The following is a 14,139-nucleotide window of genomic DNA, read 5'->3' on the forward strand; positions in this document are numbered from 1 at the left end:
ACATGCACGAAAAAACTGTCTCACAGCGGTTAAAAACACCGAAAGGAATCGCAGGGCTTGCAATTCTGGCTTTTTTCATTTTAATGGCTGTATCCGCACCTTTCCTGGCTCCTTACGGGTCCTCTGACATCTCAAGTCAGCCTTTACTTTCTCCGGATAATGATCATCCGCTCGGTACCGATGATGTGGGAAGGGACATCTTCACGGAGCTCCTTTACGGCTCAAGGACTTCACTTACGGTCGCTTTTGTCGTATCTTTCGGGGTGCTGGTAATAGGTACCCTCGGAGGGGTATTTTCAGGATATGTGGGGGGGACCTTTGACAGGGTCCTGATGAGAGGCGTTGATATTTTCCTCATGATCCCGGACCTCCCCCTCATCCTCATCCTTGCAGCATACCTGAGGCCGAGCATCTGGAATATTATTTTCATCCTGATCATTATGGGATGGCCCGTGGGCGCAAGGGTCACAAGGGCTCAGACCCGGACCCTCAAGGTATCCGGCCATGTGGATTTTGCCCGGGTATCCGGGGCCAAGCCCTGGTATGTGGTCAGGAAACACATTGTTCCGGACCTGTATCCCATCATGGTCACTTCCATTGTAATGCAGTCCATCCGTGCCATTCTGTCGGAGTCAGGGCTTGCTTTCCTGGGGCTTGGAGACCCTTCTTACCCGAGCTGGGGGACCATGATAAAATATGCAATAGCCTATCCTATGATATTTTTCACGGATGCGTGGATGTGGTGGCTGCTGCCTGCAGGGATGTGCATAACACTGCTTGTACTCGGATTTGTGCTTCTGGGCCAGTCCCTGGAAGGTGATTATTGATGCCTGTACTTGATATTGAGGGACTTACAGTTGATTTTACTACCCGAATGGGGACTCACCATGTGCTGAAAAACGTAAACCTTCGGATTGAAAGGGGTGAGATTGTGGGTCTGATAGGGGAGTCGGGTTGCGGAAAATCAACTCTTGCCATGAGTGTCCTTGACATAAATACCCGAAATAGGAACATGTCAGGGCAGATTCGCTTCATGGGAGAGGACCTTCAGAAACTCGACAGGGAAAGAATGCGGAAGCTCAGGGGCAGGCATATAGGATTTATACCCCAGGCTTCCATGAACGCGCTTAACCCGCTTGTACGTGTTAAAAAACAGTTCATGGAGACGATCAGGGCTCATGTGGATATGCCTGAAAAAGAAATGTTTGCTCTCAGCCGTGATATGCTTTCCCTGGTGTCCATAGACCCCGGAAGGATTAATGCTTTCCCCTATGAATTCAGCGGAGGACAGCGCCAGAGGCTTATGATTGCCCTTTCCATGCTTCTCTCTCCCGAACTGATTATTGCCGATGAGCCTACCACTGCCCTTGATGCAATGATCCAGTTGCAAATCATAGACCTGTTGAAGAATACGGCCCGGGAAAAAAATACCTCCCTGCTTGTGATTTCCCATGACCTGCATACGATTTCCAAAATTTGCGACCGGATTTACATAATGTATGCAGGGAGAATCGTGGAAAAGGGTACGAAAGAAGAGATTCTGAAGAGGCCGCTTCATCCGTATACGCAAAAATTGTTGAGTTCGAGATTACCCCTTACTGTCGAACCTGTAAGGGTGAAGGGTATACCCGGCACGCCTCCGTCTACCCTGAAAGTGTATCAGGGATGTGAATTTCTGGAAAGATGCGAAAGGGGTTCCGAGCTTTGCAGGGAGAAAAAACCTCCCGAATGTACTGGCAGTGCCAGAGTGTCGTGTCACTTATTTCATGTTGAGGGATGAAAATGAATGAAAATGAACTTGTCAGGGTTGCAAATGTCACAAAGGAGTTCAAGAGTAAAAGATTATTTAAAGACAGTTCGTCTGTCACCGCTCTTGATGGTGTGTCACTTTCCGTGGAAAAAAACAGGATACTTGGAATTATAGGGGAAAGCGGAAGTGGCAAGACTACTCTGGCTAAATTAATACTTGGTCTCCTGAAACCAACATCAGGAGTCATATCTTTTGCCGACCTGAAAGACGGGAACGGCGGGTTAAGGAAACCTGAAGTCCAGGTGATTTTTCAGGACCCTTATGATTCCCTGAGCCATATGATGACAATTGAAGAAATTGTGGCCGAGCCGTATTTAATAAAGCACAAAAACCCGTGCAGTGCCGATAAAGTACGCAGCGTCCTCAAATCCGTAGGTCTGACCCCTGTTGACGAGTACCTACATAAGTATCCGCGTTCCCTCAGCGGCGGGCAGCGACAGCGTGTGGCTATTGCCAGGGCGATAATTACCAGTCCCGATCTGGTAATAGCCGATGAGCCTATTTCCATGCTTGATGCTTCCATAGGTGTCGATATCCTTAACCTGATCCTTGAAATGAATGAAAAATTGGGGATTACATTCATTTTCATCACCCATGACATCGCTGCTGCCGCTTATGTATGCGATAACATTGCCGTGATGAATTTGGGAAAGATAGTCGAATACGGTTCCCGAAAGCAGATAATAGTCGAATGCCAGGATCTTTATACCAGTTCTTTGCTCTCAGCGGCAGGAGCAGATATCATATTCTCCGAAAATAAAAAACGTAAGGTTGAGCTGGCAGCCAAACAGGTCTGTTGATAGAATAAAATCGGGATAACATAATTCAAGGATAAAAAAGAGTATCGGAATAACAGATACGGATAAAAAAGGAATGCGGCTTTTTCAGCCGCTTTTCTTTGAACTTTTTTCAGGGCTTCCGAATCACTGATAAGCCAGAATCAGGGGTTCAACTGCTCTTGGGTCTCCGATTTCAATCAGGATCAGGGCGGTCTCGTCCTTAGCTGCCGGGTCTTCGGTGTTCAGGTTTTCGATGAGGGGTTCGACTGCAATGTCTCCCATGGATATGAGGGCTTCTCTGGCACTGGTTTTGAAGGCGTCATCTCCCAGTTTTTCTACAAAAAACTCTGCAGATTCCTGGTTTTTGGTTTTGCCAATGGCGAGAAGGGCTTCGTTTCTGATGCCCATATTCAGGCTCTGGTTGTCAAATACCGTCCTGAGGGTACTTATCGCTTCAGGGTTTCCTATATTCCCAAGAGCTGAGGCTGCCGCAACCCTCACTTCAAGAGCTTCCTCATCATCTTTCAGCACGCCGATTAATGCTTCCGTAGCTTCCTCGCCTCCTATTGTTCCAAGGGCAAGGACGACGCTTTTTCGGACATCCGCAAGTGCATTAATGGTATCTTTTCTTTGGCCTTCGGCCTCTTTTCCGCTTTCCAGCATGTCTATCAGGGGTTCCACTGCGGATTCGTCTCCCATTCTGCCAAGGGTGAGGGCCGCATTACTCCTTACAGCGGCTTTTGTGTCTCTTAATCTCTCGATAAGATAGGGTACGGCTTCCTCTGTTCCCATTTTCCCGAGGGCGACTGCAGCGCTACTCCTGATGTAATCTTTCTCGCTATTTTTTATTTCTGTCATCAGGGCATCTGCTACTTTTTCATCTCCGATTTCCCCGAGCGCCATAACCGCACTGTATCTTGCCAGGGGGTAATCTCGCGTCATAATCGTCAGTAAGGGATCTATTGCATCTTTCTCTTTTTTTTGGCCGAGAGCCATTGCAGCTGCAACTCTCATGTATCCGTTTTCACTTTTAAGGGCTTGAAGAAGTATTTCGTTTTCGGTTCCGGTTCCGGTTTCTTCGGATTCAAAATTTGAAAGTACGAAGGAAGTATAAAGAGTGGAATTCTGTTCCTCAGCCTTGAGGGCTTCTTCAAGAAGATCTGTTTCCTCGTCGTATTCAATATTAAGAGACTTTGCAAGAGACTCTCTCATGGCCATGTCTTTTGCTTCTATAGCTCGGAGTACATCTTCCGGGACCTCCCCCTGCCCATCAACTGTACTTTCGGCTGAAGCCTTAACCGTAATCTCTTTTTCTTCAAGTTTTTCTGAAAGAATAGTTTTCGCTCTTTCGTCTCCGGTTTCAAGAAGTGCAAGAAGCATATAATTATTTATTTCTCCCGAACTCGAATTCCCTTCCTCTATCTTTTCGAGAAGGGCATCTGCTGCAGGCTCTCCGAGTTCCCCAAGTTCGGCTGCAGTGTTTAATCCTGTTTCACGGTCACTGGTTTCCAGCTTATTTATGAGATTTGTGATCTTATCTTCGCTTGAAACTCCAGTCGCGGCAGTGGGAGTTGTTATATTTCCACTGTTTTCCACAAACTTATCACCGCTTAAAACAAGTGAGAAAAATATTGTGAGAGTGATAAGTCCAAATAAAAGAGAAATTTTCCATTTGGCTTGGGACATTATACTTTATATTTATCCAGTTATTGTTTATATCGCTTTCTCTGCTTATAAAGTCCGATCCCAAAAAAAGTTCTTTCATTCCTTAAGCTTCAGGTTTTTCTCCCTTACCCTGCACCCAAGCCCGCAGAGAAGGGCTGTCACCTCAGCGTCGACAGAACCGGTGTGGCAGTCCCCAAAAATAGTTATTCTGTAAGTCACGCCAAGCCTTCCTGTCTCTCTTATCTTATTTTTAGATCCTGTTCCTTCAGTCCCACTGTAAATATCACTGATTTGACAGGCTACAAGATGTTTGTTTGTTTTTACTGCCCCGAGGACAATTTCGGGATCTGCGCCTTCAGGGATCAGGACCGAAATATCCCTTACCGAATGCACCAGGTTTTCTTTTCTCCACTCCCTCAGTTCGGATTCCGAAAGGAGGCGAAGGTTTTCAAGCTTGAGTTTTATGAATTTGTTTTTTATATGAGGGGCGCTTCCTTTTGAAGCAAGCTTTGTAAGAATTACCTCATTCGGGCCAACTTTTTCCACTGTGCCTACATGGATCTTTCCGGAATAAACATGAGAAAAGCCGCAGACTTTTCCGACAGAGTTCAGGATGGTCTCATACTCGGTTATTCTGGAATTTATCAGCTTATCCGACCTACGAAGGGCATGGGCCGTATCGTCGTATTTTCGGGCGGCAGCTTTCATTTTCCTTACGAAGCCTTCTTCGTCATGAGCCCGTACAAGGCCGGAAAGTTCCTCGCATTCCTCTATAAATGCTTCATGCACCTCCAGGACACCCGGGTTTTCCATCTGGATGAGGGCGTAAAGGTAAGGGTTCTGGCCCAGGATCCTCCCTACAAAGTCAAGCATTATGCTGTAGACCGGACTTACGAATTTCCTGGATTTCTTGATATCGAAATCAAGCCTGTCGATGGTTGTTCCTATTGAGATATAAGCAAAATGCGTCAGCCCCTGTACCACTGAGACCAGCCTGTCGTGTTCGGCTGCGGTCGTGATTTCAACGTGGGCTCCACCTTCCTCAAAAAGCTGTCTCATTACCGGAAACCATTTTTCCGAGCGTTCCTTTACCGGGACAAGGATTACCGTTTGCCCCCTGATGGTGGGAATCGTGGGCCCGAACATGGGGTGCGTTCCAAGAATCTCAACCCCGGCAGGTGCAAATCGTTGCATGGCTTCAACAGGCTTTACCTTGATGGAGGTAAAGTCCATGAGAAGGCTTCCTGCTTTCATCTTCGGGGCGACTTCTGCAATGGTCTCTTCCGTTGCATTGATCGGAACTGATACTATTACTATATCATTTTCAGGGATGGTCGCATCAAGGTCCGAAGCAAAGGGTACATTCAGTTTCCTGGCGACCTCCACCTTGCCCCCTTTTCCCCAGACCGTAACCTCATAACCCCTTTCTTTAAAAAAACGAGTGAACCACTGTCCCATCTCTCCGGTTCCGCCGAGGATCAAAACCTTCGTTTTTCCGGAGCTCGTTTTTTCAGGGTCCGGGTTCAAGCCTGCAGAGCCTCCAGGACGGTTTCTTTCATGAGTTCGGCCGGGGCTTCGGCTCCTGTCCAGAGTTTGAAAGCTTCAGCTCCCTGGTAGACGAGCATTAAAACCCCGCTTACGGTTTTTGCCCCTGCGGCCTTTGCTTCTTTTAAAAGCCTGGTCTCAAGCGGGTTATAGACGATATCAAAAACAGTAAGTTCACTGTGAAGTTCTTCTGCTGTCGCAATCGTTGTATCCGTGTTCGGGTGCATCCCGAGAGTCGTGGTATTGATCAGGATGTCTGCATCCCGCAGTAGTTCTTTTAACCCCGAAAGCCCGACTCCGCTTATTTTTCCCGGAAGGGCTACAGCTGCGACATCTTTTGCAAGTTCAACCGCCCTTTCTGCTGTCCGGTTTACTACGGTGATCTCGGCGCCGGCGGCTGCAAGCTGGAAAGTGACCGCTCTTGCTGCTCCTCCTGCTCCTGTAACCACCACTTTGGACCCCTCTATTTCCACTGCAGCATCTAGAAGAGCCTGTATTGCTCCGAGTCCGTCGGTGTTGTATCCCCGGATTTCTCCTGTCTCGCTGAAGACTACGGTGTTTATTGCTCCGATTTTCTCGGCAAGGGGGTCAGGCTTTATGAAATCCAGTTTCAGAGCTTCTTCTTTTAACGGGACTGTCAGGTTAAGTCCCCCAAATCCCATAGCTCCGGCTCCGAGGATTGCTTTTCCCAGGTTTTCAGGCCTGACCCTGAAAGCATGGTAGATACAGTCCATGCCAAGGGCGGAAAACGCTGCATTATGCATGGCAGGGGAAAGAGAATGACCTATAGGGTCTCCAAATACACCAAAAACTCGCTTCATTTTAGCATTTCCATTATCTTCTTTACTTCATCTACCGGGAGCTGACCCGGGGCTGCGGCAGCATCGCTTTCTACCGATGCATATGTCAGGAGCGAACCGTAAAGAGGGGCAACCACTCGCGTGTGTTTTCCCGGATTGCCCATTGCAATGGTGCATACGGCTTTCCCTGCATTTTTGAATTCCAGCGTAACTTTCAGCAGGTTAAGGACGTCTTCCAGTGATCCGGGCATCACCGCAAGTTTGGCAATATCCGCTCCTGCAGTAAACATTTCTGTCAGAATTGCCGTCATTTCCTGTGGAGAAGGGGTTTTTGAAAAATCATGGGAAGAAACGATTGTGGTTTTTCCATGAGCTTTAGCCGCTTTTATAACTTTATCTCTATCTTCCCTGCTGGCAGAGAGTTCGATATCAACAGCATCAGGTCCGTCTTTAAGGGAAAGTAGGGCTGCCAGAAGCCCTGTTCGGTCTTCTTCTTTTCCTTCCCACTTTCCTCCTTCTGTCCCGGAACGGTTGGTAACGAGTATGGGAAGCCCTGTTTCGGATTTAATTCCCCTGATTATTTTTGCAGCACTTTCCGGGTCCCTGATCCCCAGCAAATCCAGCCGGACTTCGAGGATGTCAGCCCCCTTTTCAGCTGCTTTTTTTGAGGTTTCAAGGGGCTTTTCAAGGATTACTGCAATAACTGCAGCTTTTTTTTCAAGGTCAAAAGGGCCTATTTGCGTCATTGCTCGCTCCGGAACTTAAGGAATCTGGAATTTAAGGAATCTGGCTATGAACCTGTCTATAGAGTATCTGTTTGTAGATCTTGTAGGATTTGTTTGTAGATCTGGTAGTATCTGTTTGTGGTAGTATCTGTTTGTAGATCTGTCTGGGATCGGTAGGATCTGATCATGAATCTGGTTACAAACAGGCTGTTACTCAGTTTTCCCAGGTTCACTTCTCTATAATCGTTTCTTCAATTTTTTTGCCGAAATGCCTGGCTCCCTCTTCAAGGCGGACCAGGACTTCGTCTCCTTTCTTGAGTTTTGCAACCGAGATCGGGGTTCCGCCTTTTCCTACAAGTTTGATGGTTTCGGCATTTTGCAGGATTGCCGTTAAAGTCCTGTCCCCGGCTTTTGCTTCTATCAGCATCAGGGGGCGGCTTTCGATCTTGACCCTGCCGACTATGCCTTCCCGCTGTTCTCCTTTTGAGTCTACGATAGTTACTGGATCTCCGGCCCGGAGTTCCGAAAGATAGCGGGTTTTCTCCCCTATTTTGATGTAAGAGTGAACCGCACCTGCATTTACCCTGAAGGGACGGGCTGCCACGTAAGGGCTGTCATCGGATTCCGAGTTTACCAGGAACATCCCGCTTGCCTGCGAACCTATCAGCATGCCTTCTCCGCGCTGCATGAGGTTGCATGTGTCCACACAGACCCTGTCCCCCATTCCGAGGGGTTCGACCCTTGTTACAACCGCAGCTTCAAGTTCGGCACTTTCTCTTTCCAGTTCTCTTGCAGCTTTGATTGTATCTTTTATTTCCTGGGGATTTCCGCTGTCAAGAAGGACTCCGTCAGCTCCGGCTTCAAGGGTCTGGAAGGCAAGTCTTGCTTCCTCTGCACTTTTTACTCCGAAAATGATCTTTACTTTCTGGTGCTGGAGGTCAGCTATCAGGTTCTCGAGAGGGATAACTTTCCAGTCAGTGCCTGTAACCAGCAGATAATCGCAGATTTTTCCCATTTCGGCTGCGAAATGTTCATAGTGTTTGTCCTTTATGACCACATATCCGCCTATGCTTACACCTTTGTCCATGAGCAGGGTTGCTGCGTTTATATCAAAAGAACCCGGAATTTCCTGGGGCAGGGGTTTTGTCCCGTCACCTTCTCCTCTCTTTCCCACGACCACAATGTCAGCTCCGGACTTGTTGTCGCGGGCAAAAGCTGCTACTGTAATGTTTCCCAGTTCCCGGACCTTTTCCACATCTCCCGGGTTTACCAGTACACAGTCGGCTCCGGATTCCAGGCCTGTCGTGATCCTATCCTTCTGTTCTTCCCATCCGCCTTCATCGGCTTTTATCCAGACGCTTTTCTTTTTCAAAGGCTTTCAACCCCGTTCGTAAATTCTGTATTTTACTCCGGCCTTTACTCCGGTATTTTCGTTTTTTGTTTTTTACCTAGGGCTTAATTTTGCTTTCAATATTCCTGTTACTTTAATTGCTCCAGCGCTTCTTCCACAGGTCTTCTGTGGTGTACGATTTCGCAGATAGCCCGGGTAAGTCTTACAGGGTCCCGGTGCTGGAATACGTTTCTTCCTATCGCAGCTCCTCTTGCTCCGGCTTCCATTGCCCCGTCGATCATTTCAAGAAGTTCCCTGTCGGTTGAGGTCTTCGGCCCGCCTGCAATTACTACAGGCACAGGGCAGCCCCTTACCACGTCTCTGAAACTGTCGGGATCTCCGGTGTAGACGGTTTTTACAACATCAGCTCCGAGTTCGGCACCGATCCTTGCAGCATGTGCAACATTTACAGGGTCATGGGGGTTTGTGATCTTTTTGCCTCTGGGGTACATCATAGCAAGAAGAGGCATTCCCCATTCCGTACAGTCCCTGCAGATTTTACCGAGCATTTCTAGCTGGTCGGCTTCGGTATTGGAACCCACATTGACGTGCATGGAAACTGCATCAGCTCCCATCTTTATAACTTCTTCAACGGTACAGACCTGTACCTTGGCGTTGGGGTCAGGGCTCAGAACGGAAGAGGCACTGATGTGCACAATAAGCCCTATATCATGGCCGTATCCTCTGTGCCCGTACTTGACCATGCCTTTCTGCATGAGAACTGCGTTTGCTCCTCCTTCGGCAACCCTATTAACTGTGTCGGTAATGTTGATAAGCCCTTCAATAGGTCCGTCGGAGATCCCATGGTCCATGGGAATGACGACCATGTTTCTGCTTTCCCGATTCATCAGCCTTTCTATGCGGATTTTCTTTCCAATTTCTGACATCGTGCTTCCCCTGAATTCTAAATTGGTTTACTGCATCAGTGATTTTTATTAATTGTATTATGATCTTCTCTAGCGTGCTAGTATGTCACATACTAACACGCAACTTATATTTAAACTTATTCAAGCCCTGACCCGGGTTCATTTTTCCAGCTACTACGGATTTAAGTGGTAGTTACCGATTTAGATGAATCTTATGGATTAAGATGGTATATACTGAACGAATTTGTACATCTATGTACTGGAACGTTCAGTTCTTAAAGTTTTCTCTTTTTTGACAGTTGGGGTTTGATATTTGAAAAATAAAGAGGAGCTTAAGCAAAACCGGGAAGATAAAAGAATTAAAATAGGATAACATGGGCTAATAGAATAAGTTTGCAGCAAAGAAGTATTTCATATCTATAAACAGGAACGGAAGGAACCATGAAAGAATTAAAAATCCTTGTTGTAAATAATTACGGACAATTTTGCCACCTTATTCACAGGGCTGTCCGGGATCTTGACATGGATACGAAGATCATTCCCAACGTAACCCCTATAGAGGATATCCTGGCAGAAGAGCCTGATGGCCTGATCCTGAGCGGAGGCCCGGAGATGGAAAGGGCAGGCCTCTGTTTTGACTATGCCCGGGAAATCGATATCCCTATTCTTGGAATCTGCCTGGGGCACCAGGCAATTGCCCTTGCTTACGGGGGGCATGTACACTCAGGGAAAAAAGGCGGGTACGCCGAGATTGAAATCGAAGTCATCGAAGAAGACGACATACTCAGGGGTCTTGGCCCAAAAACAACCGTCTGGGCTTCCCATGCCGATGAGGTTGCTATTCTTCCTGAAGGCTTTATCCACCTTGCCCGTTCGGATATCTGCGAGATTGAAGCCATGCGGCACCCCACAAAACCGATTTATGGAGTTCAGTGGCACCCTGAAGTTTCCCACACAAAGCAGGGAGATGAGCTGCTGATGAACTTCTTTGAGGTCTGTGACCGGTATTAATCCGGTCATTGATCATTAAAATACGTTCTAAAAAAGTTCTAAAAACGACAGAAAAGAGAACTCGGGGATATTACATCCCCATTTTCTTCTTCATCATTTTCTGGATATTGAATTTTCCGCCTCTGAAGCCTTTCAAAGCTGTCTGCATGGTTTTGTGGTATTTCAGAAGCTCCCTTACATCCTCTGAACTGCAGCCCGAACCCTTCGAAATCCTCTTGATCCTTGATCCGCCTATGACCCTGGGGTCTGTCATTTCCTCTTCTGTCATCGAGTCCATGATGACCTTGTAGTTTTTCATTTTGTCACTGGTAGCCTGGAACATTTCGTCTGAGAACTTCATGCCTCCCATACCACCCATCGGGAGCATGGACATGATCTGCTTGAGAGGGCCCATCTTGTTCATTGCTTCGAGCTGCTTGTACATGTCCTTGAGGGTGAAACGTCCCTGCATCAGGGCTTCGACATTTACGTCTTCTTCACTCAGGCTCTCTTCAGCCTTTTCCATCAGACTCTTGAGGTCTCCCATTCCGAGCAGCCTTGAAATGAACCTGTCAGCTTCGAACTTTTCAAAGTCTTCAGGGGTTTCCCCTACTCCGATAAAAGCAATCGGAGCCTTTGTTTCGGATACGGCTGACAGGGCTCCGCCACCTTTTGCGGTCCCGTCCAGTTTTGTGATGATAACTCCTGTGATCCCCACAGAGTCGTTGAAAGCATGAGCCTGCTGGCTTGCCTGCTGCCCTATCCCTGCATCCAGAACCATGAACTTGTGGTCGGGTTTTGCAACAGCATGGATCTGTTCCATTTCTTCTATCAGGTCGGCTTCAAGGGCATGCCTGCCTGCAGTGTCCACTATTTTTATATCGTATTTTTCCAGGGCTTTAAGCCCGTGGTTGGTAATTTCGACAGCATCGGGATTTCCTTCTTCCCCATAAAAACCCACATTGAGTTTTTCAGCGAGAGTCTTGAGCTGGTGGTAAGCTCCGGGCCTGAAAGTATCTGCGGCAACAACACCTGCTTTAAGCCCTTTTCTCTGGAAATAGCGGGCAAGTTTTGCAGCACTTGTGGTTTTTCCGCTCCCCTGCAGCCCCACCATCATGATGGTCTGGGGTTTGAGCTGGATCTCCGCTCCCTTCCCTATGATTTCCATCAGTTCCTGGTACACGATGCGGATTACGTGCTCCCTCGGATTCATACCCGCAGGCGGTTCTTCTTTCATTGCACGTTCTTTAATTCTCTGGGACATCCCCATGACAAGTTTTACGTTAACATCGGCCTGGAGCAAAGCTCTCTGAATGTCTTTTACTACTTCGTTGACCGTGCGCTCATCAATTCGCCCCGCGCCGATCAGTTTCTTGAGTGCCCCCTGTAAGGAGTCTCCGAGTTTTTCCATTACCATATGAGAATCGTCCTGCTTGATTTTAAGAATGGATAGGAAATATTAAATTCCAAAGGTATTAGGTTCCGTTTATTAGCAAGTTCCGTTTATTAGCCTGGAAAGAGTTATTTTTCCTTGCTTTTATTTTTACCTTATATGAAATTGATCTTTTTTTGAATTTATTTTAACCCTGTATAAGAAAGTGATCCTTATTTAATAAGCCTTTGAGTTTCTGATTCTTGAAAAAGGTATGATCAAATGTATAAGATAGGATTGAATAGGGATGTGATTAAACAGAATTTAGGCCGGATTTGAGTTGTTCAGATAGGATTTGAGTTTTCTGGATATAATGAGTTCCCGGATATAAAAAATAGAGGTACGAAAGAACACAGGCATAGTACAAAACCGCGATAATACAAATTGTCGGGTAAGGAAAAAGGAAATTAATTTCTAAAAGGTCTTTTTATAGCGGGGGATGGATTCGAACCATCGGTCTACGGGTTATGAGCCCGTCGGGATCTCCTGGCTACCCCACCCCGCTAAGATGTTATAGGATGATATATAGGATGAATAAGCTGGTAAAGGAAATTAATTTCTAAAAGGTCTTTTTATAGCGGGGGATGGATTCGAACCATCGGTCTACGGGTTATGAGCCCGTCGGGATCTCCTGGCTACCCCACCCCGCTACAGTGTTTTATCGATCAGGCCACTTTGCCAGGGACAGCTATCAGAACATACTAACGATAGTTTATATACTTTTCGCTCGCCCCTCTCTTCTTCAGCATTAAGAAAGTTAAACTCTTATCAGGAGAACCCCTCAACTTCATTATAATTTTATTTGAGTTCTTCCTTATTTCTCCAAGTTTCCTGGTGATCCCTGATTAAAAGAAAAGAGACTCGAAAAAGAGTTTTTTCAGGTATAATTTAATTCTGCTTTGATCGCATTTAAGATAATTGTAACTTAATCCTCTTAAGCAGAGTTTACTGCTTTTACCCATCAAGTAATCCTCTTGAGCAGAGCTCACTTTTCCCACAAATAGTCCGCTTGAGTGAGCGAAGCGAGTGAAACGGACCGCGTACTCCCGAGGCGCAATTCGGGAAGCGAAGGAATATATTATATCTGAAGCCCTAAATGATATTATGACAAAATGTCTCTTCTGCGGAACTTACTGTGAGTGAAATGTGGAATTTACTGTGAAAGCTATCCCGGAAGCCCGGAAGAAAAAGAACACAAGGAAGATGTAAATATACTCGGGTGTACCCAGATAGGCACATCGTATATTTGCGACAATTGTCTCAAAGACTTGAAACAGGCCCTTGGGATCCCGTGAACCCGCTCGAAAACAGGGTTGCTGATGGCAGAAAGTAAAATTTCCTGCCCCCTGTTCTCTTACTCTAGAGAATATGAAAAGGGAATTAGAAGAGATTAGAGGCATAAAAAGCGGGACTGCAGTTCAGGCCACTTCAACATTAAGTGTAAATTTGTCTTCCGTACCAGTTTCATTGTCCCAGGATCTTTTTATTGCTGTTACCTTATGTTTTCCCTCGGAGTCGGCTTTTCCTCAAGTCTCAGGTAAAAAGTTTCTCCTTTTTCGAGACTTATGGTTGTCCCATTGCCAGCTTCGGTTATTACCTACTGTTCAGGCGGCATAGCATCGGGAGTTTCATCTAGGGTGTTATCAACTGCAAGTTCGAATGATCCATTTACACCGTTAACGTTGACAGTATAGTTTCCTGCACTGAGGCCCCGGACTTCAAGAGGAATAGTTTTCGTAAAACTCTCTATAGCCTGGGTACAGATTGCTTCTTTTGGGCGTTTCGTCGTAATATTGATATTGAAAGTATTTCCTTCCGTTTCAGTCTTTATTTCATCAATCTCAGTGCATCCGTCAGGCAGGTAGCCTTCTGCTATCACGTGTATCTGTACGGGGAAAGATTCCAGAGTCAAAATCTCGATATTTTCAATATTTGCCACACCATATATGTATTCTTCAGTGCCGGTATTCTGGCTCTCGTTTGCTGAATCGTCTGTCCGGTTATCCGTATTATTCTGGCCGTTGTCAACACAACCGGAAAGAGCAGCTGTAAAGATCATGAACAGGATTGTTACCAGTTTCACAGTCTTTAAAGAACTGTTGTCTATCCTTCTTTTCATTTATCTCCCTCTTCTTCG

Annotated in this window: 13 protein-coding genes and 2 tRNA genes; 5 read left to right on the top strand and 10 right to left on the bottom strand. The window is 46.5% G+C overall.

What is annotated here, in order from left to right:
- Positions 1 to 2 precede the first annotated feature (2 nt).
- Genes MSSIT_RS00295 through MSSIT_RS00305 form a run of 3 tightly spaced genes read left to right on the top strand, consistent with a single transcriptional unit; the run spans position 3 to position 2,610 of the window.
- Complete coding sequence (locus MSSIT_RS00295) at positions 3 to 827, top strand: ABC transporter permease (protein ID WP_048169016.1); 825 nt, start codon at positions 3 to 5, stop codon at positions 825 to 827.
- Positions 827 to 1,780: an ABC transporter ATP-binding protein gene (locus MSSIT_RS00300; protein ID WP_048169018.1), complete on the top strand. Its 954-nt coding sequence runs from the start codon at positions 827 to 829 to the stop codon at positions 1,778 to 1,780. The genes MSSIT_RS00295 and MSSIT_RS00300 overlap by 1 nt, the downstream gene beginning before the upstream one ends.
- Before the next feature lie 2 nt (positions 1,781 to 1,782).
- Entirely contained in the window at positions 1,783 to 2,610 is an 828-nt protein-coding gene (locus tag MSSIT_RS00305) for an ABC transporter ATP-binding protein (protein WP_048169020.1), read from the top strand.
- 123 nt (positions 2,611 to 2,733) lie between these two features.
- Here the strand turns inward: MSSIT_RS00305 and MSSIT_RS00310 are convergent, their stop codons facing one another.
- The 6 genes from MSSIT_RS00310 to MSSIT_RS00335 form a co-directional block, all read right to left on the bottom strand.
- The gene (locus tag MSSIT_RS00310; protein WP_231590224.1) at positions 2,734 to 4,185 is read right to left on the bottom strand and encodes a HEAT repeat domain-containing protein; all 1,452 of its coding nucleotides are present in this window, start codon (positions 4,183 to 4,185) and stop codon (positions 2,734 to 2,736) included.
- A 165-nt stretch (positions 4,186 to 4,350) separates the two neighbouring features.
- Positions 4,351 to 5,781 (bottom strand): prephenate dehydrogenase, encoded by a 1,431-nt coding sequence (locus tag MSSIT_RS00315; RefSeq protein WP_048169023.1) that lies wholly within the window; start codon positions 5,779 to 5,781, stop codon positions 4,351 to 4,353.
- On the bottom strand, positions 5,778 to 6,620 hold the full coding sequence (locus MSSIT_RS00320) for a shikimate dehydrogenase (protein WP_048169026.1): 843 nt from the start codon (positions 6,618 to 6,620) through the stop codon (positions 5,778 to 5,780). The genes MSSIT_RS00315 and MSSIT_RS00320 overlap by 4 nt, the downstream gene beginning before the upstream one ends.
- Positions 6,617 to 7,345 carry a type I 3-dehydroquinate dehydratase gene (aroD, locus tag MSSIT_RS00325; RefSeq protein ID WP_048169027.1) on the bottom strand — a complete coding sequence of 243 codons (729 nt, stop codon included), beginning with the start codon at positions 7,343 to 7,345 and terminating at the stop codon, positions 6,617 to 6,619. Before aroD ends, MSSIT_RS00320 begins: the two co-directional genes overlap by 4 nt.
- A gap of 208 nt (positions 7,346 to 7,553) precedes the next feature.
- Entirely contained in the window at positions 7,554 to 8,696 is a 1,143-nt protein-coding gene (locus MSSIT_RS00330; protein ID WP_048169029.1) for a 3-dehydroquinate synthase II, read from the bottom strand.
- A 107-nt stretch (positions 8,697 to 8,803) separates the two neighbouring features.
- Complete coding sequence (locus tag MSSIT_RS00335; protein ID WP_048169031.1) at positions 8,804 to 9,601, bottom strand: 2-amino-3,7-dideoxy-D-threo-hept-6-ulosonate synthase; 798 nt, start codon at positions 9,599 to 9,601, stop codon at positions 8,804 to 8,806.
- Between the two features lie 420 nt (positions 9,602 to 10,021).
- Between MSSIT_RS00335 and MSSIT_RS00340 the strand changes: the two genes are divergently transcribed.
- Positions 10,022 to 10,591, top strand: coding sequence for a GMP synthase subunit A (locus MSSIT_RS00340; protein WP_048169033.1), 570 nt, complete (start codon positions 10,022 to 10,024; stop codon positions 10,589 to 10,591).
- A gap of 70 nt (positions 10,592 to 10,661) precedes the next feature.
- Here the strand turns inward: MSSIT_RS00340 and MSSIT_RS00345 are convergent, their stop codons facing one another.
- The 3 genes from MSSIT_RS00345 to MSSIT_RS00355 form a co-directional block, all read right to left on the bottom strand.
- Positions 10,662 to 11,987, bottom strand: coding sequence for a signal recognition particle protein Srp54 (locus tag MSSIT_RS00345; protein ID WP_048169035.1), 1,326 nt, complete (start codon positions 11,985 to 11,987; stop codon positions 10,662 to 10,664).
- 445 nt (positions 11,988 to 12,432) lie between these two features.
- Positions 12,433 to 12,507: transfer RNA gene (locus MSSIT_RS00350), tRNA-Met, on the bottom strand.
- Between the two features lie 70 nt (positions 12,508 to 12,577).
- A tRNA-Met gene (locus MSSIT_RS00355) sits at positions 12,578 to 12,652 on the bottom strand.
- Positions 12,653 to 13,141: 489 nt separating this feature from the next.
- Between MSSIT_RS00355 and MSSIT_RS00360 the strand changes: the two genes are divergently transcribed.
- Entirely contained in the window at positions 13,142 to 13,297 is a 156-nt protein-coding gene (locus tag MSSIT_RS00360; protein ID WP_231590235.1) for a hypothetical protein, read from the top strand.
- A gap of 302 nt (positions 13,298 to 13,599) precedes the next feature.
- On the opposite strand, the gene MSSIT_RS00365 is transcribed toward MSSIT_RS00360, so the two are convergent.
- Complete coding sequence (locus tag MSSIT_RS00365; RefSeq protein WP_048169038.1) at positions 13,600 to 14,121, bottom strand: hypothetical protein; 522 nt, start codon at positions 14,119 to 14,121, stop codon at positions 13,600 to 13,602.
- Positions 14,122 to 14,139 lie beyond the last annotated feature (18 nt).

This window comes from Methanosarcina siciliae T4/M, from assembly GCF_000970085.1.
In the GTDB taxonomy this organism is placed as follows: Archaea; Halobacteriota; Methanosarcinia; order Methanosarcinales; family Methanosarcinaceae; genus Methanosarcina; species Methanosarcina siciliae.

What these genes read in the sequence shown, in the direction of transcription:
- MSSIT_RS00300 (WP_048169018.1), top strand. Translation starts at nt 827, where the DNA reads ATGCCTGTACTTGATATTGAGGGACTTACAGTTGATTTTACTACCCGA.
- aroD (WP_048169027.1), bottom strand. Translation starts at nt 7,345, where the DNA reads ATGACGCAAATAGGCCCTTTTGACCTTGAAAAAAAAGCTGCAGTTATT.
- MSSIT_RS00295 (WP_048169016.1), top strand. Translation starts at nt 3, where the DNA reads ATGCACGAAAAAACTGTCTCACAGCGGTTAAAAACACCGAAAGGAATC.
- MSSIT_RS00320 (WP_048169026.1), bottom strand. Translation starts at nt 6,620, where the DNA reads ATGAAGCGAGTTTTTGGTGTATTTGGAGACCCTATAGGTCATTCTCTT.
- MSSIT_RS00365 (WP_048169038.1), bottom strand. Translation starts at nt 14,121, where the DNA reads ATGAAAAGAAGGATAGACAACAGTTCTTTAAAGACTGTGAAACTGGTA.
- MSSIT_RS00340 (WP_048169033.1), top strand. Translation starts at nt 10,022, where the DNA reads ATGAAAGAATTAAAAATCCTTGTTGTAAATAATTACGGACAATTTTGC.
- MSSIT_RS00305 (WP_048169020.1), top strand. Translation starts at nt 1,783, where the DNA reads ATGAATGAAAATGAACTTGTCAGGGTTGCAAATGTCACAAAGGAGTTC.
- MSSIT_RS00345 (WP_048169035.1), bottom strand. Translation starts at nt 11,987, where the DNA reads ATGGTAATGGAAAAACTCGGAGACTCCTTACAGGGGGCACTCAAGAAA.
- MSSIT_RS00335 (WP_048169031.1), bottom strand. Translation starts at nt 9,601, where the DNA reads ATGTCAGAAATTGGAAAGAAAATCCGCATAGAAAGGCTGATGAATCGG.